Below are 20,491 nucleotides of genomic sequence, written 5' to 3' on the forward strand. Positions count from 1 at the left end.
ATGAAAAATAGTAAACTAGAGCCATCATGGGTCACTCGTGGGAAAACCATTAAGGAATTGATAGCAGAACTTCGGACTTTCGAAAATCAGGATATGTTTGTTGAGATCTCAATCAATGGTGGCGATTTACGTAAGCCAATCAGTTTGGTTAAAAAATCTGGGCAAGTATGCCTGTTGGTAAATAGCGAGCTTTGCGGGAAAAGCAATATTTTAATTGGCGAGGATAGATAATGATCTATTAAAGTTCTCCTATCTGTGAGAAAAAAGCGTTGTTGAAAAAATTTTTGCTTTTAATGTGATAAGACCGGCATGTTAAACTCTGCTGACAATTGCTTTTAATGATCCGGACCTAAAGTGTGTGCAGAGAAAATTTCTGGGTGGATTTGAAAGTAGCAGTTCTGATGTCGGGAGTGTTTAGGATATATGGCTAGAATTCACCAGCAACTATATAAGGTTAGGTGCGTTACAGAACTTTTTTGATATTTAGATGAATAGGTGTCTTTATGGATCGGAAAACGAGCATGTTGCTTAATGATATTCCGGAAGGTGCTGATTATGCTGCTGATGCAGGTGATTTGGATTTGGAGGATATTCCGCAGGGAAGAATGGAATCCGTGATCGGGTTGCTTCACACGTCAGATGAAAAAGTTGTGCGATTCTTAGCGGCAAAGCTACTAACCAGTTGGGGTGTTTTTGAAGGATTAAAAGTATTGGAAGGAATTGTCGAGAAAGAGATTGGTACAATAGAAAAAATTTATGTTCATAGACTCCACGGATATGATGATACTTTTCGTCATGTCGGTATGGCCATCATTATGTACTATGCTAATATGGCAGATAGGGGCGAAAGGGAAGTGGCGAGAGTACAGATTTATTCTGTTTTGTCGAAAATAATAAGTCTAGCGGCCAGCGCGCCGTTTGAAATAGTTGATATTTGTAGCTTTGTTAGGTGTGAAGGTTTTTTTGAATACTTGCCTCTCATTGAAAGTTGTGTTTCATTAATGATTGATTACCCTGAAATCCATCGTTGGAAAATAGTTGACGCACTTGAATTTCTTATGGAGTTTGATTCTGGGTTCGTAGCTTCACTTTTGAGGAAAAAAAATAAAACTTTGTGTGATTTTAAATGCACAGCTCCGAGTGAGTTCGGTTGGGCGAAAGATAATGAGGCGGTTAAAGGCGATAGGTTGGGTTGTTAGTTCTTAGGATTTTGTAACTAAGTGAGACGTGTTAAGCTGATTTTGGTGGAGCTATGATGCGAGAGCGACTCCTATAAATGTGGATTAAGCTTTGAGGAATTATTTTTTGGTTCGCCTGCTTTTCTATTTGTATGATCTTGATGGGATTTATTTGAGTTGTATTCTTTTTGTAAGATTGGTTTGCGTTAGATTGAGATGTGTTGTAATTTTTTCTTGTAATGCCTAGTTGATTCTGTTTGGTTTTATGCTCTAGTTATATTATATTTATTCTAAATAAATTTTGTATTTTTTCGGTCTAATTTTTTGCTAGTCCAGAACTTTTGGGTATGCTGAAATAAAGTTTTTAGTTCTAGGCTTCATGCTGGTGTGGCTAGCTCCATTACAAAATATTCTTTCCATAAATAAACCTTTATTATTTGGAGAGCCTTTAACTAAGCCTTGTAGCCGCTCTCGTCAGCAATCAGCAGTTGAATCGCCGAGTTTACAACAGGTCGCTGCACTGACCCACGACATCGTCTGGCTCGAAGAGCATGAAGTGAATGGCGAGAAAGTGCTGGTGCCGGTGTTGTATCTGGCTCAGGCCGACAATCGCCTTGGTCCGCCCGGGGCATTGATTGCGGGTAACGACGTCTCACTGATCGCAGGCCAGAACCTCGACAACGTCGGTACCTTGCACGCCGCCAACAATCTCTCGGCGGTCGCAGGTAACAACCTGATCAACACCGGTCTGATAGAAGCCGGCAACCGGCTCGATCTGCTCGCGGGCAATGACCTGATCAACACCGCTGGCGGCATCATCAAAGGCCGCGATGTCTCACTGACCGCGATCAATGGCGACGTGATCAACGAACGCAGCATCACCTCGATGGACAACAGCGCGCGCGGTCAGCGACATAACGAGTTCGCCGACAGTGCCGCGCGCATCGAAGCCGCCAACGACATGAGCATTTCGGCAGGCCGCGACGTCATCAACAAAGGCAGCGTGCTGGAAAGCGGCCGCGACATGACCATCCAGGCCAGCCGCGACGTCACCATCGTCCCGACCGAAGTCGCCAGCAGCCTGTTCAGTGGCTGATTTCAGCTTTCCAGCATTCATATGCTCATGGTGTTTTATTATTCCCGTGAGGATATCCACAACCAAACAGACATCTGCGGGGAACTCCAAACTCCCCGCAGCGCTGTCCGACAACAAGCGCCCGCTAAAACGGAGCCCAAGGCACCACTGATTTCATCGGTAAAAACGCTGCCGTGCAATCGACCGGCGCGCCGTCACCTGGACTGCCGGACACCGTGACGTCGTCTTTTATCGAAGGCACCAGTTTGTTGAAGAAGCTTACCGGCCCTGGGCCAATTGTGAAGTGGGTGGCGGTAAGCGCTGTGAAGGTTGGTTGAGTACCGTCAAAGACAACGTTATCCAGCGTGATCAGAATCGGCCGTTTATGGCCATTGTCACTGTAACCGGCGAAGGTCATCTTGCCGCCACCGAATCGCGGACTGTTCAGGTAGTGGAAGCCCTTCACTGTGATGTCGCTGAGATCGGGGTACGAGGTTCCGCTGGCACTGCCGTAGTTGGTGTCGAACACCAGCGGGAATTTGACGTTGCGCATGCATACATTTTCGTAACGGATACCGTCTACCTTTCCACCGTTCTTGGCGCTCGTCTTTATTCTTAGCCCGATGCCGTCCTGGCTGTCTCCGCCATCTGCCGCCAAATCCACAACGCTGACATTGTGTACGCCGCCGTTGGTTTCACTGCCGATGGACAGGCCGTGGCCATAATAAAAATGATTGTGCGCGAACATCAGGTCCCGGCTCCCGGAGATCCGGCTGGACTTTATCGCTACGTTGTCATCACCTGTGCTGATGTAGGAGTAGGCCAGCAATACTTTGTTCGATTGACCGGGGTCGAAGCCATCGGTGTTCTTCACGGTTTCCGGGGTAAAGCAGGTCCCTGGGGTCTTCTGGTCGGGCGTCGAGCCGCTCGGGCAGTGGTAGCCTTCTACACTGTAGACCCGGCTTGGATTCAGAATCTTGATCCCCCAGACAGTCACCCCGGTCACGCCGTCAGTCACAATGTTGAAGTCCGGAGCGTTTTGCAGCGTCAGCCCCTGGATAACGAAGTCCGTTCCGCCACTGACCTGTATAAGGCGCGGCTTTTGTTGATAAACGTTGGACAAGGTCTTCTGGTAAACAAGGTCCCACCAGCTGCGCAGATTGGCATTCGCCCCGGCGGTAAGCAGGCTGCCGCCGCGACCATCGATAACGCCTTTGCCTATGACGCCGCTGGAGTGGGTGTTTTTGGCCGAAATCAGTGAGCTGCAGGCATCCTGATTGGCAATTGTAGTGACGCCGCAAGTGCCTTTGCCGTTGTCGTAGTCCTTGGGGTTACGTGACGCAAACAGCGTTACGCCTTCGTCTATCCAGAGCGTGACGCCGGATTTCAATTGCAGAGGCCCGCTGAGGAATGCCGAGTTGTCGCCTTCACCTTTGACAAGCTGTACGGCTTGTCCGGCAGCACACCCATTGATTGCACTCTGGATATTCTCCTGGTCAGGCCTGGAGTCGAGCGCCGAAGTGTCAGCGCTGTCCAGCGAACCGTCTCTGGGAGTCAGGTGCGCTTGAAGTTGCTTGCAGACTGGTGGGCTGGGTGGCTCGCTTATGGTGCCCCATGGTGTCACCACGGCTGCCTCGCTGGCCGCCTGCGCGGGCAGGGTGAAAGTCAGTGACATGGCCACGGAAGCGGCCATCCAGGAGGTCTGCCGAAAAGTGTTGATGGCGAATTGTAGGGGACCTGGCATCTATGAGACCTGTGATAGTGAGTAACCATGTTGGGTCGGCCAAGATATTTTAGAGATGTGTCAAATAGAAAGGCGCTACAAATTATTTCTTTGTCATGTTCCGCGATTAGTGCATCCGTAGACGGTTTCAAGAACGGTTCTCATCGGCGGTAGCCAATCCAGAAACTTCTGGTAAATCGGTTTTTTGGCGTTAGAATCGGCGCGCCTTCAGAAGTCGGGCCGATATTCACTGAATATCAGCCATATGCTTGATTGCACATGGCGCAGCCTTTGTCAGGCGATGTATGCGTAAAGCTGGAGGGCCTTGGTTGATAAGGGTTTCCGGCTTTTTTATTGCCTGTATTTCGGGTGTAAACTTGCCTTTCGCGCTCTAGCGCCTTCAGGTCCCGCAAACATGACACAGATCTCCGAACGTTTCCTGGTGCAGGCTCATCTCGATGCGAAGCAGCCCAAGGCATTGAGCCCTGCAGAGCAGGCGCGTTACCGAGCCGACATCGCTGCCGAGCTCAAGAAGCAGGACGCCGTACTGGTCGCCCACTATTATTGCGACCCGGTCATTCAGGCCCTGGCCGAGGAGACCGGCGGTTGCGTGGCCGACTCTCTGGAAATGGCCCGCTTCAGCAATAACCACGCTGCCAGCACTGTATTGGTTGCGGGTGTGCGTTTCATGGGCGAAACCGCGAAGATTCTCAACCCGGAAAAACGCGTGTTCATGCCGACGCTCGAAGCCACCTGTTCGCTTGACGTAGGGTGCCCGGTCGATGAGTTTTCCGCATTCTGCGATCAGCACCCGGAGCGTACCGTGGTGGTTTATGCCAACACCTCGGCAGCGGTCAAAGCCCGTGCGGACTGGGTAGTGACCTCAGGCTGCGCGCTGGAGATCGTCGAAAGCCTGATGGACAACGGTGAGAAAATCATCTGGGCTCCAGACAAGCATCTGGGCCGCTACATCCAGCGTGAAACCGGTGCCGATATGTTGTTGTGGGACGGTGCCTGCATTGTCCACGAAGAATTCAAATCCAAGCAGCTTGAAGACATGAAAGCCTTGTATCCCGAGGCTGCGATTCTGGTTCACCCGGAATCGCCGGAAGCAGTGATCGAGCTGGCTGATGTGGTCGGCTCCACCAGTCAGATGATTGCCGCCGCGCAGCGCTTGCCCAACAAGACGTTCATCGTGGCCACCGACCGGGGCATCTTTTACAAGATGCAGCAGTTGTGCCCGGACAAGATCTTCATCGAGGCGCCTACGGCCGGTAACGGCGCTGCATGCCGAAGCTGTGCACATTGCCCGTGGATGGCGATGAATACGCTTGAGCGCACCTTGCAGTGCCTGCGCGAGGGTAGCAACGAGATATTCGTTGACCCGGCGCTGATCCCCAACGCCGTACGCCCGTTGCAGCGCATGCTGGACTTCACTCAGGCGGCGCGCTTGCGACAAGCGGGCAATGCCTGACAGGCGTAATGAAAAAGCCCGACGCTCTTGCGTCGGGCTTTTTCATTCGGACATCAGTTCATCATGTCCTTGACCATCCGCTCTTGTTCAATCAGATCCTTTTGCCGTGCATCGATGCGTGACGCTAGCTGAAAGTTGTTGGCCGCGCGGCGTTTGGCAAAGTCCAGCTGCTGGATTGCCTGACGGAAATCGCCGACCAGTGCGAAATATTCGGCACGCGCCTGATGCAGGCCGATGGTGTTGCCATTCAGGCCACGGGTTTCCGCTACGACGTACCAGATGTCCGGATCATCCGGCCGGGTCTTGAGCAGCGCTTCAAGGCTTTTTTCGGCTTCGGCGGTGCGGTTCTGCTTGAGCAGCACGTCAATACGCACATCATTGAGCGGGTAGCTGCCAGGGTACAGCGTCAGCATGCGATCGACCCGTTGCTGGGCATCGGCCAAGCGGTTATTGGTGATGTCCAGGTCGATCTGCGTCAGATTATAGGTGATGTCGTTTGGCGCTTTTTCGATTAATGGCTTGAGGGTTTCTCTGGCTTCGTTCAGTTGCCCACCCTTGATCTGTGCGATGGCCAGACCATAGCGAGCTGGATCGGATTTCGGGTTTTCAACCAGCTGCGCACGAAAGCGCTTGGCGGCGATACCTGGTGTTTCTTCGTATATCAACGCAACGCGGGCGCGCATCAGTTGATACAGCACGCTGTCTTCCTTACCGCCCGGTTTGGCCTGTTCGGCACGGTTGCGTGTGTCGGCGATCCGCGATTCGCTGACCGGGTGAGTCAGCAGAAACTCCGGAGGTCTGGCGTCGAATCGATATTGGCGCATGAGGCGCTCGAACATGGTCGGCATGTTGCGCGGGTCATAACCAGCCTTCTCCAGATTGAGAATGCCGATACGGTCGGCCTCCTGCTCGTTCTGGCGCGAAAAGCGACGTTGCTCCTGGATTGCAGCCGCCTGTGAGCCGGCGATGGTTGCGATACCGGCATCACCGGCACCTGCGGCAGCCATGACAATACCCGCCAGCATCGCGGCCATTACCGGCACCTGCATGCGTTGCTGGGCCTCCATGCCTCTGGCGAAGTGGCGTTGCGACAAGTGAGCCAGTTCGTGGGCCAGTACAGACGCGTATTCGCCCTCGGTCTGGGCATTGAGGAACAGGCCACCGTTGACACCGATGATTCCGCCGGGTGCGGCAAAGGCGTTGAGTTGCGGGCTGTTGATCAGGATGAATTCAAGGCGCCGGTCCTGAACCTGGCTGGTCTCGGCAAGGCGATACACCGAGGTCTCGACGTAGTCCTTGAGTTGCGGGTCTGACAGTTGCGCGACCTGGCCACGCAGCAACCCCAGCCATGCTCGACCCAAACGGTGTTCCTGTTCGGGGGAGACAATCGAGGAGCTGGCGTCGCCAAGTGAAGGCAGGTCATCCGCCATGCCGTGTGTAGCGAACAGGCAAGCGAGGGTGAGCAGTGTAGGACGCAAAAAATTCATGCACGAAGCTCTGGTCAGAAGAACCTGTACTGTAGCTGGCTCAATGGCGTGCTGACCAGAGTGAGGTATTCTTGCCGCCTTATCCGCCATGCCTTTTCGGACATGGTTTGTAATTCGATGTGTCCGCCTGGAGAGAAACGATGTCTGACGCTGTAGTGCGCCCCGAGGTGTGTGACGCCGAGCTGGATGCCAGTGGTCTCAACTGTCCATTGCCTCTGCTGAAAGCCAAGATGGAGCTCAATCGTCTGGCCAGCGGCGCGGTGCTGAAGGTGATCGCGACTGACGCCGGGTCACAGCGGGATTTTCGAACCTTTGCCAGACTTTCCGGGCATGAGTTGCTGCATGAAGAGGTCGACGCCGGCACTTATCTTTACTGGCTACGCAAGGCTTGAACCGCCACCGCCGTTTTTTTTGAAAAGGATGTTTGATGTTCAATGTGCTTCGCAATTGGGTGCAACGCTACTTCTCCGATGAGGAGGCGGTGGTACTGGCGGTCTTGCTGTTTCTGGCGTTTACCCTTGTCCTGACCCTGGGCGGAATGCTCGCGCCGGTCATTGCGGGGCTGGTGCTGGCCTTCCTGATGCACGGGCTGGTCAGCGTTCTGGAGCGCCTGCGCATGCCGGAAATGGCCGCAGTCGGCCTGGTATTCACGCTGTTCATTGGTGTACTGCTGCTGTTCCTGCTGGTGCTGGTACCGCTGCTCTGGCACCAGTTGATCACGCTGTTCAATGAGGCACCGGGCATGCTTGCCAAGTGGCAGTCGGTGCTGCTGTTGCTGCCCGAACGCTACCCGCATTTGGTTTCCGACGAGCAAGTGTTGCTGGCGATCGAAGTCGCCCGTGGTGAAGTGGGCAAGCTCGGTCAATTGGCGCTGACCTTCTCGATCTCCAGCCTGCCATTGCTGGTCAACCTGATGATCTACCTGGTGCTGGTGCCGATTCTGGTGTTCTTCTTCCTCAAGGACCGGCACATGATCGGCCGCTGGGCACGCGGCTATCTGCCTCGCGAGCGTGCATTGATCAACCGGGTGGCGGAGGAGATGAAGCGGCAGATTGCCAATTATATTCGCGGCAAGGTCATCGAGATTTTCATCTGTGGTGGCGTGACCTACATCGCTTTCGCCGCACTCGGGCTCAACTACGCAGCGTTGCTGGCGATGCTGGTGGGTATATCGGTGGTCGTGCCTTATGTCGGCGCGGTAGTGGTCACAGTGCCGGTGGCGTTGATCGGACTGTTCCAGTGGGGCTGGGGTGATCAGTTCATCTATCTGATGATTGCCCACGGCATCATCCAGGCGCTGGATGGCAACGTTCTGGTGCCGTTGCTGTTTTCCGAAGCTGTCAATCTGCACCCGGTTGCAATCATCTGCGCCGTACTGCTGTTTGGCGGGCTGTGGGGGTTCTGGGGGATCTTCTTTGCGATTCCGCTGGCCACGCTGTTCAAGGCCGTGCTCGATGCCTGGCCGCGTAATGAGCCCACTGTGGCACCGCTGCTTTAAGCAGCAAGGCTGGATCGCTGCGGCACCTTGCGTGCCGCAACGCTCAGCGGCAGATCAGCCTTTGTTCAGGGCCTCGGCCTGCGCCAGTACTTCAGCCACATGGCCCGGCACTTTAACGCCGCGCCATTCCTGACGCAGTACGCCTTCCTTGTCGATCAAAAAGGTGCTGCGGTCAACGCCCAGGTATTCCTTGCCGTACAGCTTTTTGAGCTTGATGACATCGAACAGCTGGCAGACGGCTTCGTCCTTGTCCGAAATCAGCTCGAACGGGAAAGACTGCTTGGCCTTGAAGTTTTCATGGGTCTTCAGGCTGTCTCGGGAAACACCGAGCACAACCGTATTGGCCGCCTGAAACTGCGCGATATGGTCACGAAAGTCCTGACCCTGCGTGGTGCAGCCGGGCGTGTTGTCTTTCGGGTAAAAATAAATCACGACCTGCTGACCCTTGAGCGCAGACAGCTCTACGGTCTGTCCGCTGGTCGCGGGTGCCTGAAAGTCGGGAACCGGTTGATCTACTGTGACGGTCATGGGAACTCCTTACATTGGGGCTTGTGGGCGCCAGGGTTCGATCAGTGCGTCGAGATTCAGCGCATCGGCGAAATCGAGGAATTGATCGCGCAGCCAGCTGATCTGTGTGCCTGCAGGCAGTGTCACCGTGAACGTGGCATTAAGCATGGTGCCACCGGTCTGCGGAGCCTGATACGTGTCACAGATCAGATTTTCCAGCTCGACGTTATGGTCAATGAAGAACTGGCACAGCTCATTGATGATGTCCGGGCGGTACGCCGAGCTGACGTAAGCCACGTAGGGCAGGGCTTCCGGGCGATTCTCCAGGGTAGCGCTGCGCACCACGCTGGTGGTGAACGCATGCTTCTTGGAGAGGCTCGACAGGCCGGTTTCAAGGCGCGCCAGAGCGTCCCAGCTGCCTGACACCTGAAGAATAAGCGCACTGCACTCACCGTGGCGAGTGAGGCGCGAGGTGACGACCGAGCAGCGGTTTTCATGGCTGGCGCGGCACAGGACGTTGGTCAGCTCCATGGGGTTGGCGCCAAGGGCACTGATGACAAGGAATTGTTCGCGAACTGTGGGGGTGGACGACATGCAGCATTCCTAGACGATGAGCGGTCGGTACTTTTTCGGACTTGCGGGGCTGTTTCGACAATCGATGGCGCGAGATACCTTCCCGGGTCCCGGAGCGCCTGCCTTGCATGGAAGTACCATGACGGGGCTGGAGTGCACTGGGGCAGGGCTTCTGGCGACAAATTCGACCGATTGAGCGAGGTGCGCAGGTGACCAGTACCGATCAAAGGACGAAGGGTAGCGAAAACCATCGCTCAGGGGAATGCTCAGAGCGCGGTACTTCGCTTGTACAAGGCTGATAGCGCCAGTACCATTACGGCTCTCTTTTTCCGGCAGGAGCGGTTGCATGATTGCGGGCAGTATGGTGGCACTGGTCACACCAATGGATGCACAAGGTCGTCTGGACTGGGACAGCCTGAGCAAACTGGTTGACTTCCACTTGCAAGAGGGCACCAACGCCATTGTTGCCGTCGGCACCACCGGTGAATCGGCGACGCTGGATGTGAGCGAACACATCGAGGTCATCCGCCGTGTGGTTGCCCAGGTTGCAGGACGTATTCCGGTCATCGCCGGTACAGGCGCCAACTCGACGCGCGAAGCCGTCGAGCTGACCACCAACGCCAAGACCGCTGGCGCCGATGCGTGCCTGCTGGTAACGCCTTATTACAACAAGCCGACGCAAGAAGGCCTGTTTCAGCATTTCAGCCACATCGCCAATGCCGTAGACATCCCGCAGATCCTCTACAACGTGCCGGGCCGTACGGCCTGCGACATGCTGCCAGAGACTGTTGCGCGTCTGTCTGCGGTAAAAAACATCATCGGCATCAAGGAAGCCACCGGCAACCTGCAGCGCGCCAAGGACATTCTGGCCAGCGTCAGCAGTGATTTTCTGGTGTACTCCGGTGACGACGCTACGGCAGTCGAATTGATGCTGCTGGGCGGCAAGGGCAATATTTCCGTCACTGCCAACGTTGCACCGCGCCTCATGAGCGATCTGTGCGAAGCGGCCATGCGTGGCGATGCCGAGACGGCGCGGGCGATTCACGAAAAGCTCATGCCGCTCAACAACACCCTGTTTATCGAATCCAACCCTATCCCCGTGAAGTGGGCCTTGCATGAAATGGGTAAGATGCCAGCCGGTATCCGTCTGCCGCTTACCTGGCTCAGCGAAGCCTGTCACGAACCGCTGCGTCAGGCCCTGCGCCAGTCCGGCGTCCTGGTTTAATTGAGGAAGTATCACGCAATGAAGCGATTGGCCGGACTTTCCGCACTTGCTCTTATTATCTCCAGCACCAGCGGTTGCGGTTGGCTCTGGGGCGAAGATGGTTACTTCCGTGATCGCGGTAGCGATTACCTCCAGGCCACCCAGACCCCACCCATGCAGGTGCCTGCCGATGTGTCCGGCGTCAAGCGCCTGGACCCGTTGCTGCCGATCCCGCGCAATGTGGCTGACAGCACTCAGAAAGACGGCGAGTACACCGTGCCGCGTCCTCAGCCGCTGGGCACGACTTCCGAGTCGAGCGACTTCAGCCTGCAGAAGAGTGGTGATGCTCACTGGATCCTGGCTCAGCGTCAGCCGGCCGAAGTCTGGCCGGTGGCCCACCAGTATTTCGAAGACAACGGTTTCCGTATCGCCGAAGAGCGTCCACAGACGGGCGAATTCAGCTCCTCGTGGCAGCGCCTCGATGAGCTGTCCGCTTCGGTGGCCAAGCGTCTGAGCGCTGCAGGCGTCTCGGCCGACTCGGAAACCCGTGTACGTGTTCGCATCGAGCCGGGCGTGCAGCGCAATACCAGTGAAGTCTACGTGGTCAGCGTCGAGCGTCCTGCCGGCAGCACGGCCGATGTGGCGTTCCCGACCCGTACCACCAATCTCGGCCTTGATGCCGCGCTGACCGACGACCTGCTGGCCAGCATGGGCCGCAACGCTGAAAAGGGCGGTTCGATTTCCCTGCTGGCAGCGCGTGACTATGACACCCCGAGCCGTGTTGCCTTGAGCGAAGACGGTAGCGGCAACCCGGTATTGAACCTCGGTGCCGATCTCGACCGTGCGTGGTCGAGTGTCGGCCGCGCGCTGGATCAGGGTGACTGGCGCGTCGAGGACATCAACCGCAGCCTGGGTCTGTACTACATCAACTTGGCCGAAAAGGCCAAAACGCCTGAAAACGAGCCTGGTTTCTTCGGTCGCCTGTTTGGCAGCAAGTCGAGCAAGGAAGAGATCGATGCCCGTGCCGAGCGTTATCAGGTTCGCCTGAGCAAGGTGGGTGACAACGTTCAAGTGACCGTCGAGAAGAACATCAACACCGTTGCGCCTGCGGATATCGCGCGTCGGGTGTTGAGCGTTATTCAAGACAACCTGGGTTAAGTGCGTTTCGCGGTTCTCGGCAGCGGCAGTCGTGGCAACGGCACGCTGGTCGCAAGCAACGATACGTACGTACTGGTCGATTGCGGTTTCTCCCTGCGGGAAACCGAGCGGCGCCTGGCTCGTCTGGGCGTCGCTGCAAGCCAGCTGAGCGCTATTCTGGTAACCCACGAACATGCCGATCATGTGCATGGCGTGGGTTTGCTGTCGCGGCGCTACAATGTGCCGGTCTACCTCAGCAGCGGCACCTTGCGCGGTATGCGCAAACCGGTTGAAGTTGCCGGTTTGCTGGCGGGCGGGGAGAGCTTGCAGGTGGGCGCACTGGGCATCGATGTGGTGTCTGTCGTCCATGATGCGCTTGAACCGACGCAGTTTGTCTTCAATGACGGCAAGCGCCGCTTCGGTCTGCTGACCGACCTGGGCTCTTACTGCTCCAACGTATTGCAGCGTTATCAAGGCCTGGATGCCTTGATGATCGAGGCCAATCACTGTCGCGACATGCTTGCCCGAGGCCAGTATCCGGTCTTTCTCAAGCAGCGCGTTGGCTGTGAAACAGGTCATTTGAACAATCATCAGGCCGCCAGCCTGGTGAGCGAGCTGGGATGGCAGGACCTTCAGCACCTGGTGCTGGCGCATCTGAGCAGCAAGAACAACCTGCCGCATCTGGCCCGGCAATGTTTTGTCGACACCCTTGGGTGCGACCCGGACTGGCTGCAACTGGCCGATCAAGATTCAGGGCTCGACTGGCGACATATCGCCTAGCCCAACTACTTAGCAAGCGGAGCCCATCATGGAAAAACGTGAAGAACTCTACCGCGGCAAAGCCAAATCGGTTTACAAGACCGACGACGCTGACCGCTTGATCCTGCTGTTCCGTAACGACACTTCGGCGTTCGACGGCAAGCGCATCGAACAACTGGACCGTAAAGGCATGGTGAACAACAAGTTCAACGCCTTCATCATGCAGAAGCTTGAAGAAGCGGGTATTCCGACCCAATTCGACAAGCTGCTGGGCGACAACGAGTGCCTGGTCAAGAAGCTGGACATGATCCCGGTCGAATGCGTCGTGCGTAACTACGCCGCTGGCAGCCTGGTCAAGCGCCTGGGCATCGAAGAGGGCACCAAGCTCAATCCGTACACCTTCGAACTGTTTCTCAAGGACGACGCCAAGGGCGACCCGTTCATCAACGAATCCCACGTTGTGGCATTCGGCTGGGGCACTGCGGAACAACTGGTTCGCATGAAAGAGCTGTCGATCAAGGTCAATGAAGTCCTGACCAAACTGTTCGACGACGCTGGCCTGCTGCTGGTCGACTTCAAGCTCGAATTCGGCGTATTCCACGGCGAAATCGTCCTCGGCGACGAATTCAGCCCGGACGGCTGCCGCCTCTGGGACAAGGATACCCGCAAGAAAATGGACAAGGACCGCTTCCGTCAGGGTCTGGGCGACGTTATCGAAGCTTACGAAGAAGTCGCAAACCGTCTGGGCGTGCCGCTGTAAGCGGAAAAAACACGCAAGCGCTTGATAGCACGAAAAAAAACAGCAGAAGGGCTTCGCCTTCTGCGTTGATGCTGTTATGATGCGCGCCGTTGGAGAGATGCCAGAGTGGCCGAATGGGACGGATTCGAAATCCGTTGTACCTTCACCGGTACCTAGGGTTCGAATCCCTATCTCTCCGCCATTATTTGAAAAGCCCTGTGAATCTTTGATTCACGGGGTTTTTTGTTTTTGGGCTGTACTACCTCTCCCTTTCCCCGATTTGCCCCTTCTCCGACTCCCTTTTTCCGCAGTCGACGATAACTGGCCGGTCAGAACTAGCTGAATTGGTCCAGGATTTTTGGAGTGTTCAGGCGCTCGTTCCGCTCGTGCAGCACGCGGACGATGAATACGACCTGGCTGCGAACCACATAACTCACTAAAAAGGGGTAGCGAGTAAGTACCAGCTCGCGCACGTCAGGGGCTTGGGAAGGGCGTCCCATCCCTGTAAACGTTGCGAGCTGCTCAATGGACTCAAGAATAGTGGCTACGACTTCGTCAGCTCTCTGATGGCCCATCAGCCCAGCATAATGCTCATGAATCGCTTCAAGATCGCTATCGGCTTTTTCACTTAACTCGATTTGCGGCACGTGCTACCCACTTGGCTTTAACCGTTTCCAGATTGATCGTCTTTCCTGCATCAATGTCGGCCAAGCCTTCGTCAATGGCTTTCAGGTGCCAGGCTTCTGCTTCGACATAGCGAGACAAAGCACGTTTCAGGTGGTACTGACGATCACGGTCCGTGGCAAGCGCTAGCTGGTCAAGCATTTCGACCAAGCCTTCTTCAACACGGAATGACAAAACAGGCGATGCCATATCGGCCTCCACGGATGGTGGTTGTAAACAATGTATACAGAGGCTTGGAACGTATACTTGATACCTTGATCATGCAACAGATTTGTCTGCTTTTCGCCGAGTTGCTATTCATTTTTGGAAAATCGACAGCCACCCCTAACGGCTGAACAAAGTCAGAACGATCAAGCCCCCATCACCAACCCCAAACTATTCACTCCTCCCGGTTTCCCCTTTAGCCCTTTCTGATCTATACCTTGGGTTCAACGTTTTGTGAGGCGAGGAGCTATCAGATGTCGGACGTAGATCAGGTACAAAAGTCGCAACCCTCTCCCAGTCAGAGCCATGATGACGTGATTGCCCAGTTCAAGTGGCAGGGCAAGCAGATCGACTGGTTGCTGCAATGGCTGGTCAAGTTTGTCGCAAACACCAAGGTGGAGCTGGGCGTGACGCTGTCGGTGGGCGGGAATCTGGTTTCCGGGCATCTGATTTCTCACGACACCTATTTTGAGCAGTTGGCAGACGATATTTCGGCGCCGTTCAGTTCGTTTGCCAATGGCACTGACGCGACGATGAAAGAAATGATTCTGTCCTTCAAGCCGGGAGAGTCTTCCGAAGACACGCCAGCATTCCATTTCATTCACTTGAAGGATTGCCGGACCTATTCCACTGACGGTAATCCGATTTGCGACGCAGGTGTGCTGTGGCGCGGCAGGATCTCGGCGGTGGACGGCTTCACCATCGGGCTCATCGCTGAAAAACCAGGCGTGTCCTGACCTTTTCAGGCCCCGGCTTTCGTCGGGGCGTTCTCATCCATTCTGATGATGGTCTCCAGCGTGCTATGTGCACCCGCTGGTCTGGAAAGCTGCGCCGGTAGTAGCGTCACTTAGCCATTCTTTGCGCGACAAAATGTCGCAATGGGCCTTTAGCCGGGTAATATGTTCGCCCTGACCTTACACGCCGAATGGTTTTCGGCATGGCCTGATAGAGAACTGGCTACAAGAAAAAATAACAAGAAACGAGCCAGGCTGCCCGCCCCGGTCGACGTAAAGAATTAATGAGTAGACGAAAAAGGCGATTAGAGAAAATGACCAAAACTTCGCGACCTTTGTACATTTCCTACGCAGGACCCGCACTGCTGGAAATGCCCCTGCTGAACAAAGGCAGTGCCTTCACCCCGCAAGAGCGGGTCGAATTCAATCTGATCGGGTTGCTGCCGCAGAACGTAGAGACCATCGAAGAGCAAGTCACCCGGGTCTACAGCCAGTACAAGCAGTGCGCGAGCGATCTGGACAAGCATATCTACCTGCGTTCGATCCAGGACAACAACGAAACCCTGTTTTTCCGCCTGTTGGACTCTCATCTGGACGAGATGCTGCCGATCATTTACACCCCGACGGTGGGTCAGGCGTGTCAGGAATTCTCCAAGATCTACCGCACGCACCGTGGCCTGTTCATTTCCTATCCCGAGCGCGACCGCATCGATGACATTCTGCGTAGCGCCACCAAGGACCGGATCAAAATCATTGTCGTGACCGACAGCGAGCGAATTCTCGGTCTGGGCGACCAGGGCATCGGCGGCATGGGCATTCCGATTGGCAAACTGTCGCTGTACACCGCCTGTGGCGGGATCAGTCCGGCGTACACGCTGCCGATCGTGCTGGATGTCGGCACCAACAACCGTGAGCTGCTGGATGACCCGATGTACATGGGCTGGCGTCACGAGCGGGTATCGGGCAAGGAATACGAGGACTTCATCGCGCTGTTCATCGACGCGGTGCAGCGTCGCTGGCCGGACGTGCTGTTGCAGTTTGAAGATTTTGCCCAGTCCAACGCCATGCCGCTGCTCGAAAAGTATCGGGACGAGCTGTGCTGCTTCAACGATGACATCCAGGGCACCGCGTCGGTTGCCGTGGGTACGTTGCTGGCGGCCTGCAAGGCCAAGAATGAAACCCTCGGCCAGCAGAAGGTGGTGTTTGTCGGTGCCGGTTCGGCGGGCTGCGGGATCGCCGAGCACATCATCGCAGCGATGCGAATTGAAGGCCTGAGTGAAAGCGAAGCGCGCAAACGAATCTTCATGGTTGATCGCTTCGGCCTGCTGACCGAGGGTATGGACAACCTGCTCGATTTCCAGAAGCGTCTGGCGCAGAAGACCGCCGATGTGTCTGGCTGGACTGCTGGCACAGAAGCCTTCCCGCAGTTGCTCGACGTGGTGACGAACGCCGGGGCCACGGTGTTGATCGGCGTGTCCGGGCAGCGTGGTCTGTTCACCGAGCAAGTGATTCGCGAACTGCACAAACATTGCGCCAAACCACTGGTAATGCCGCTATCCAATCCGACTTCCAAGGTAGAAGCCACGCCGGAAGAAATCCTGCGCTGGACGGATGGCAATGCGCTGGTTGCTACCGGCAGTCCGTTCGCGCCGGTGGAGATCAACGGTCGCACCGTGCACATCGCTCAGTGCAACAACTCCTATATCTTTCCGGGCATCGGCCTCGGCGTGGTGGCTTGCAAGGCGTCGCGCATCACCGACCGTATGCTGATGGCGGCATCCAATGCGCTGGCCGAGTGTTCGCCGATGGTCACGGGGCAGGGCGATGCGGTGTTGCCGCCGCTCAAGGAGATCCAGCAGGTGAGCCGTAAAATTGCCCTGGCTGTTGCCAAAGAGGCCCAGGCTGAAGGCTTGGCACTGGAAACCTCCGAAGAGGCACTGCTTGAAACCATCGAACGTAATTTCTGGTTGCCGGGCTATCGTGCCTATCGCCGTCGCTCGGTCTGATCGAGCGTTTCTAGAGTGACAGCGTCTGCGCGAGCTTGCTTGCGCAGACGCTTTGTTGGCGGGGTAAGTGCACGTTCATGGGCGGGTATTGCTTCACGGTGAAATAAGCTTCATTCACCCGATCCTCTCACCGTTTTCACATAAAATTGATGAAGCGCTGCCTAGAGTGCGCGCCATCGGGGAGTTACCTGGCTCCTGAATGCCCGATGCATATTAATTCGATAAGCAGACCACGATGCCGACACCCAGAACTGTTCGTCCAGAGGTTGTTACCTTACTTGCCAGTGCCTTTCTGTTACTGGGTTTCAATATAAATCTGTGGCAGCATCTTTTCGCGATTACCAGCTCCGATGCCAAAGGCCTGGCCATGCGCTTTGCGTTCGGGCTGATGATTTTCTGCGTATTCAATATCGTTCTGACGCTGTTGGCATTTCGTCGTGTGTTTAAACCCGTGGTGATCGCTCTGTTTATGATCAGCGCCGGGGTGGTGTATTTCATGACCGAGTACGGTGTCATGATTGACGCCGGGATGTTCCGAAACTTCGCCGAAACCAACGTGACGGAAGTGCAGGGGCTACTGTCTTTTAAACTGGCGTTGTATATCGTTCTGTTGGGTGTACTGCCTTCGCTGATTCTGTGGAAACTGCCGATCAGCTACCGTCGCTGGCACCTGGAACTGTTCAGCAAGCTGGTGGTAGGTGTGGTCTGTTGCGTGGCAATAGGCGGCGTTGCGCTGGCGAATTATCAAGGCTTGTCCTCGTTGTTCCGCAACCATCACGAATTGCGCCTGATGGTCGTGCCAAGCAATTACATCGGTGCCTCGATTGGCTACCTGAGCGAGCAGGTGATCTCCGCACAGCGCCCGTTCGTCAAGATTGGCGAGGACGCCAAACGGTCGGCTGACTGGGCCACGCATGCCCGCAAGTCGTTGACCGTACTGGTGGTGGGCGAAAGTGCCCGTGCCGAAAACTTCGGGATTCTTGGCTATGGCCGCGATACCACGCCCAACCTCAACAAGGAGAGCGGGTTGGTGGCGTTTACCGATGTTTACTCGTGTGGCACCGAAACCGCAGTGTCGGTGCCGTGCATGTTCTCCAACATGGGTCGCAAGAACTACAACGCAACCAAGGCCCGTAATCAGGAAGGTTTGCTGGATGTCCTGAAACGTGCCGGTATAGAAGTGGTATGGCGTGATAATCAGGCGGGCTGCAAAGGGACCTGTGATCGAGTGACCTTCCAGGATGTCAGTAATCTCAAGGACCCGCTGCTGTGCAACAGCCACGAATGCCGCGACGAGATACTGTTGCAAAACCTGCAGGGGTTTATCGATAGCCTCGACAAGGACACTGTTCTGGTCCTGCACCAGATGGGCAGCCATGGCCCTGAATACTTCAAGCGTTACCCTAAAGAGTTTGAAAAGTTTACGCCGGTGTGTGAAAGCAATGCCTTGAACAATTGCAGCCGGGACAGCATCGTCAATGCCTACGACAACACACTGTTGTATACCGATCACGTACTGGCCACGTTGATTGATCTGTTGCGCAGCAATCAAAACAAGGTCGACACTGCCATGGTGTACCTGTCGGACCATGGCGAGTCGCTTGGCGAGTACAACTTGTTCTTGCACGGCACACCGTATGTGCTGGCTCCTGATCAGCAAAAGCATGTACCGATGCTTATCTGGTTGTCCGATACCTACCAGAAGTCCTTTGCGGTCAGCCCGGAGTGCCTGGCCAAACAGCGTAATGCGCCGTTGAGCCAGGACAATCTCTTTCATTCAATGCTCGGCTTGTTGAAAGTCGACACCCAGGTCTACAACCCAAGCCTGGATATGTTTGCCGGGTGCCGCACTGAGCTGGCCGCCGCCGACAAGCAGTAAAATGTGTGCTTGCTCAGGATAGAGATCGTTTCCACGCCTGCGTGGAGGCGATCATCCTTGGCCCTTTTGCCAGGCAACAGCCCCTCCTGTCTGTCATTTGCGTGAAGATACGCCAGACCCGGACGACAGACGCGCGATAATCTCCCATCACGATATATACTGCGCGCCATTGTTGAAGGGAGAGCCGTGTGGCCATCGATATTCACTGGATTCGCGACGACGACAGCCTCGCCCGGCATTGCGCAGAATGGCAGTTGCTGCCTTTTGTCGCGCTCGACACCGAGTTTATGCGGGTCGATACTTTTTATCCGATAGCAGCGTTGCTGCAGATTGGCGACGGGCAAAGCGCCTGGCTTATTGATCCTTTGCTGATCAACGACTGGCAGCCGCTGTCTGCGCTGCTCGAAAACCCCGACGTCATCAAGGTAGTGCACGCGTGCAGCGAGGACCTCGAAGTTTTGCTGCGTCTGACTGGCAGCCTGCCGGTGCCGTTGTTTGATACCCAGTTGGCAGCCGCTTACCTGAACCTCGGTTTTTCCATGGGCTATTCGCGTCTGGTGCAGGAGGTCCTCAACATCGACCTGCCCAAGGGCGAAACCCGTTCTGACTGGCTGCAACGTCCGCTGTCGGAAACGCAGATCAGCTATGCCGCTGAAGATGCAGTGCACCTTGCCGAACTGTTCGCCATCCTGCGCCCGCGTTTGTCCGATGACAAATACGCCTGGCTGCTGGATGACGGTGCCGAACTGGTCGCCAACCTGCGCCGCGAAGTTGACCCGTACGAGGTGTACCGTGAGGCCAAACTGGCCTGGAAACTGTCCCGTGCCCAGTTGGCGGTGCTGCGTGAGTTGTGTGCCTGGCGTGAGCGCGAGGCGCGCGCCCGCAACCTGCCGCGCAACCGTATTGTGCGCGAGCACTCGCTGTGGCCATTGGCCAAGACGCAGCCGGACAACCTCGCTGCACTGGGGCGTATCGAAGACATGCACCCGCGCACCGTTCGCCATGACGGCGAGTTTCTGCTTGAGCTGATAAAGACCGCAGGCACGCTTCCACCAGAAGAGTGGCCGCCTGCATTGCCTGAGCCACTGCCCATTGATGCAGCCGGGTCGATCAAGCGTCTGCGTGCAATCGGTCAGCAATACGCCGAGCAGCTGGACATGGCTCCAGAGTTGATGCTGCGCAAGAAGACCCTCGAAGCGCTGCTCAAGAGCGGCTACCCCGACGGTCCTTACCAATTGCCCGACTCGCTGCGTGGCTGGCGTCGCGAGTTGATGGGGCAGGCGCTGCTGGACAGCCTGGCCACCCCCGGAGAACAGTCTTGAAGCGTATCTGCTCGATTTATCGCAGCCCGAAAAGAAACGAGATGTACCTTTACGTCTTGAAAAGCGATGTCCTCAAACGCGTGCCGCCTGAACTGCTGGTCGCGTTTGGCAAGCCTGTTCATGCATTCGACCTGGTCCTGAGCCCCGAGCGTGCGCTGTCGCGCGAGGACATCAATGTTGTGCTGGAGAATCTCGACAGCCAGGGTTATCACCTGCAGATGCCCCCTGCCGAAGATGACTACATCGAGCATTTGCCGGAAGAGCTGCTGCGCCGCAACGATCCGATGTAATAGTTGCTCACGTTGTAA

General features: G+C 55.7%; 20 protein-coding genes, 1 tRNA gene and 1 pseudogene. 16 read left to right on the forward strand and 6 right to left on the reverse strand.

Annotated features, from left to right (window positions below):
• The 3 genes and pseudogenes from KP808_RS07120 to KP808_RS07130 all read left to right on the forward strand — a co-directional run.
• Positions 1-231 (forward strand): hypothetical protein, encoded by a 231-nt coding sequence (locus tag KP808_RS07120; protein ID WP_230017888.1) that lies wholly within the window; start codon positions 1-3, stop codon positions 229-231.
• 272 nt (positions 232-503) lie between these two features.
• Positions 504-1,199 (forward strand): hypothetical protein, encoded by a 696-nt coding sequence (locus KP808_RS07125; protein ID WP_230017890.1) that lies wholly within the window; start codon positions 504-506, stop codon positions 1,197-1,199.
• Between the two features lie 472 nt (positions 1,200-1,671).
• Positions 1,672-2,235: pseudogene (locus tag KP808_RS07130) on the forward strand (hemagglutinin repeat-containing protein); the annotation flags it as partial.
• Positions 2,236-2,398: 163 nt separating this feature from the next.
• On the opposite strand, the gene KP808_RS07135 reads toward KP808_RS07130, so the two are convergent.
• Complete coding sequence (locus KP808_RS07135) at positions 2,399-3,997, reverse strand: glycoside hydrolase family 28 protein (RefSeq protein WP_230017899.1); 1,599 nt, start codon at positions 3,995-3,997, stop codon at positions 2,399-2,401.
• Between the two features lie 394 nt (positions 3,998-4,391).
• Between KP808_RS07135 and nadA the strand changes: the two genes are divergently transcribed.
• The gene (gene nadA / locus KP808_RS07140) at positions 4,392-5,450 is read left to right on the forward strand and encodes a quinolinate synthase NadA (protein WP_002552585.1); all 1,059 of its coding nucleotides are present in this window, start codon (positions 4,392-4,394) and stop codon (positions 5,448-5,450) included.
• A gap of 53 nt (positions 5,451-5,503) precedes the next feature.
• Here nadA and KP808_RS07145 read toward each other — a convergent pair whose 3' ends face one another.
• Positions 5,504-6,937 carry a M48 family metalloprotease gene (locus KP808_RS07145; protein ID WP_058399686.1) on the reverse strand — a complete coding sequence of 478 codons (1,434 nt, stop codon included), beginning with the start codon at positions 6,935-6,937 and terminating at the stop codon, positions 5,504-5,506.
• Between the two features lie 140 nt (positions 6,938-7,077).
• Between KP808_RS07145 and KP808_RS07150 the strand changes: the two genes are divergently transcribed.
• Positions 7,078-7,329 (forward strand): sulfurtransferase TusA family protein, encoded by a 252-nt coding sequence (locus KP808_RS07150; protein WP_002552587.1) that lies wholly within the window; start codon positions 7,078-7,080, stop codon positions 7,327-7,329.
• A 35-nt stretch (positions 7,330-7,364) separates the two neighbouring features.
• On the forward strand, positions 7,365-8,435 hold the full coding sequence (locus KP808_RS07155) for an AI-2E family transporter (protein ID WP_058399687.1): 1,071 nt from the start codon (positions 7,365-7,367) through the stop codon (positions 8,433-8,435).
• Positions 8,436-8,489: 54 nt separating this feature from the next.
• On the opposite strand, the gene KP808_RS07160 is transcribed toward KP808_RS07155, so the two are convergent.
• Both KP808_RS07160 and KP808_RS07165 read right to left on the reverse strand, forming a co-directional pair.
• Positions 8,490-8,963, reverse strand: a complete 474-nt coding sequence (locus KP808_RS07160) for a peroxiredoxin (RefSeq protein WP_002552589.1) — start codon at positions 8,961-8,963, stop codon at positions 8,490-8,492.
• Positions 8,964-8,972: 9 nt separating this feature from the next.
• Positions 8,973-9,536: a glycine cleavage system protein R gene (locus KP808_RS07165; protein ID WP_003317383.1), complete on the reverse strand. Its 564-nt coding sequence runs from the start codon at positions 9,534-9,536 to the stop codon at positions 8,973-8,975.
• Positions 9,537-9,861: 325 nt separating this feature from the next.
• On the opposite strand from KP808_RS07165, the gene dapA reads away from it, so the two are divergent.
• From dapA to KP808_RS07190, 5 genes are all read left to right on the forward strand, one after another.
• Complete coding sequence (dapA, locus tag KP808_RS07170) at positions 9,862-10,740, forward strand: 4-hydroxy-tetrahydrodipicolinate synthase (protein ID WP_005782838.1); 879 nt, start codon at positions 9,862-9,864, stop codon at positions 10,738-10,740.
• A gap of 18 nt (positions 10,741-10,758) precedes the next feature.
• Entirely contained in the window at positions 10,759-11,877 is a 1,119-nt protein-coding gene (gene bamC, locus KP808_RS07175) for an outer membrane protein assembly factor BamC (protein WP_058399689.1), read from the forward strand.
• On the forward strand, positions 11,878-12,636 hold the full coding sequence (locus KP808_RS07180; RefSeq protein WP_230017901.1) for an MBL fold metallo-hydrolase: 759 nt from the start codon (positions 11,878-11,880) through the stop codon (positions 12,634-12,636).
• 28 nt (positions 12,637-12,664) lie between these two features.
• Positions 12,665-13,375: a phosphoribosylaminoimidazolesuccinocarboxamide synthase gene (purC, locus tag KP808_RS07185; protein ID WP_005740975.1), complete on the forward strand. Its 711-nt coding sequence runs from the start codon at positions 12,665-12,667 to the stop codon at positions 13,373-13,375.
• A gap of 91 nt (positions 13,376-13,466) precedes the next feature.
• Positions 13,467-13,556: transfer RNA gene (locus KP808_RS07190), tRNA-Ser, on the forward strand.
• A 133-nt stretch (positions 13,557-13,689) separates the two neighbouring features.
• On the opposite strand, the gene KP808_RS07195 is transcribed toward KP808_RS07190, so the two are convergent.
• Together KP808_RS07195 and KP808_RS07200 are read right to left on the reverse strand one after the other, a co-directional pair.
• Complete coding sequence (locus KP808_RS07195; RefSeq protein ID WP_058408898.1) at positions 13,690-14,001, reverse strand: type II toxin-antitoxin system RelE/ParE family toxin; 312 nt, start codon at positions 13,999-14,001, stop codon at positions 13,690-13,692.
• Positions 13,979-14,227, reverse strand: a complete 249-nt coding sequence (locus KP808_RS07200; protein ID WP_002552596.1) for a CopG family ribbon-helix-helix protein — start codon at positions 14,225-14,227, stop codon at positions 13,979-13,981. Before KP808_RS07200 ends, KP808_RS07195 begins: the two co-directional genes overlap by 23 nt.
• Positions 14,228-14,496: 269 nt before the next feature.
• Here KP808_RS07200 and gvpU point away from each other — a divergent pair, with 269 nt between their 5' ends.
• The 5 genes from gvpU to KP808_RS07225 all read left to right on the forward strand — a co-directional run bounded on the left by gvpU (position 14,497) and on the right by KP808_RS07225 (position 20,473).
• A complete protein-coding gene (gene gvpU, locus KP808_RS07205) occupies positions 14,497-14,979 on the forward strand; it encodes a gas vesicle accessory protein GvpU (protein ID WP_002552597.1) in 483 nt (160 codons plus the stop codon).
• Positions 14,980-15,290: 311 nt separating this feature from the next.
• Complete coding sequence (locus KP808_RS07210) at positions 15,291-16,982, forward strand: NAD-dependent malic enzyme (protein WP_230017908.1); 1,692 nt, start codon at positions 15,291-15,293, stop codon at positions 16,980-16,982.
• A 235-nt stretch (positions 16,983-17,217) separates the two neighbouring features.
• Positions 17,218-18,861: a phosphoethanolamine transferase gene (locus tag KP808_RS07215; protein WP_058399758.1), complete on the forward strand. Its 1,644-nt coding sequence runs from the start codon at positions 17,218-17,220 to the stop codon at positions 18,859-18,861.
• Between the two features lie 188 nt (positions 18,862-19,049).
• A complete protein-coding gene (gene rnd, locus KP808_RS07220) occupies positions 19,050-20,183 on the forward strand; it encodes a ribonuclease D (RefSeq protein WP_044323710.1) in 1,134 nt (377 codons plus the stop codon).
• A complete protein-coding gene (locus KP808_RS07225) occupies positions 20,180-20,473 on the forward strand; it encodes a YcgL domain-containing protein (protein ID WP_003407219.1) in 294 nt (97 codons plus the stop codon). The genes rnd and KP808_RS07225 overlap by 4 nt, the downstream gene beginning before the upstream one ends.
• Positions 20,474-20,491: the final 18 nt, after the last annotated feature.

Origin of the sequence: Pseudomonas savastanoi, assembly GCF_020917325.1 — a bacterium.
Lineage (GTDB): Bacteria > Pseudomonadota > Gammaproteobacteria > Pseudomonadales > Pseudomonadaceae > Aquipseudomonas > Aquipseudomonas amygdali.

Coding starts and splice junctions, on each gene's coding strand:
- KP808_RS07210 (WP_230017908.1), top strand. CDS start 15,291: ATGACCAAAACTTCGCGACCTTTGTACATTTCCTACGCAGGACCCGCA.
- KP808_RS07150 (WP_002552587.1), top strand. CDS start 7,078: ATGTCTGACGCTGTAGTGCGCCCCGAGGTGTGTGACGCCGAGCTGGAT.
- dapA (WP_005782838.1), top strand. CDS start 9,862: ATGATTGCGGGCAGTATGGTGGCACTGGTCACACCAATGGATGCACAA.
- KP808_RS07120 (WP_230017888.1), top strand. CDS start 1: ATGAAAAATAGTAAACTAGAGCCATCATGGGTCACTCGTGGGAAAACC.
- nadA (WP_002552585.1), top strand. CDS start 4,392: ATGACACAGATCTCCGAACGTTTCCTGGTGCAGGCTCATCTCGATGCG.
- KP808_RS07135 (WP_230017899.1), bottom strand. CDS start 3,997: ATGCCAGGTCCCCTACAATTCGCCATCAACACTTTTCGGCAGACCTCC.
- KP808_RS07160 (WP_002552589.1), bottom strand. CDS start 8,963: ATGACCGTCACAGTAGATCAACCGGTTCCCGACTTTCAGGCACCCGCG.
- KP808_RS07145 (WP_058399686.1), bottom strand. CDS start 6,937: ATGAATTTTTTGCGTCCTACACTGCTCACCCTCGCTTGCCTGTTCGCT.
- KP808_RS07200 (WP_002552596.1), bottom strand. CDS start 14,227: ATGGCATCGCCTGTTTTGTCATTCCGTGTTGAAGAAGGCTTGGTCGAA.
- gvpU (WP_002552597.1), top strand. CDS start 14,497: ATGTCGGACGTAGATCAGGTACAAAAGTCGCAACCCTCTCCCAGTCAG.
- KP808_RS07155 (WP_058399687.1), top strand. CDS start 7,365: ATGTTCAATGTGCTTCGCAATTGGGTGCAACGCTACTTCTCCGATGAG.
- KP808_RS07165 (WP_003317383.1), bottom strand. CDS start 9,536: ATGTCGTCCACCCCCACAGTTCGCGAACAATTCCTTGTCATCAGTGCC.
- KP808_RS07125 (WP_230017890.1), top strand. CDS start 504: ATGGATCGGAAAACGAGCATGTTGCTTAATGATATTCCGGAAGGTGCT.
- KP808_RS07215 (WP_058399758.1), top strand. CDS start 17,218: ATGCCGACACCCAGAACTGTTCGTCCAGAGGTTGTTACCTTACTTGCC.
- bamC (WP_058399689.1), top strand. CDS start 10,759: ATGAAGCGATTGGCCGGACTTTCCGCACTTGCTCTTATTATCTCCAGC.
- purC (WP_005740975.1), top strand. CDS start 12,665: ATGGAAAAACGTGAAGAACTCTACCGCGGCAAAGCCAAATCGGTTTAC.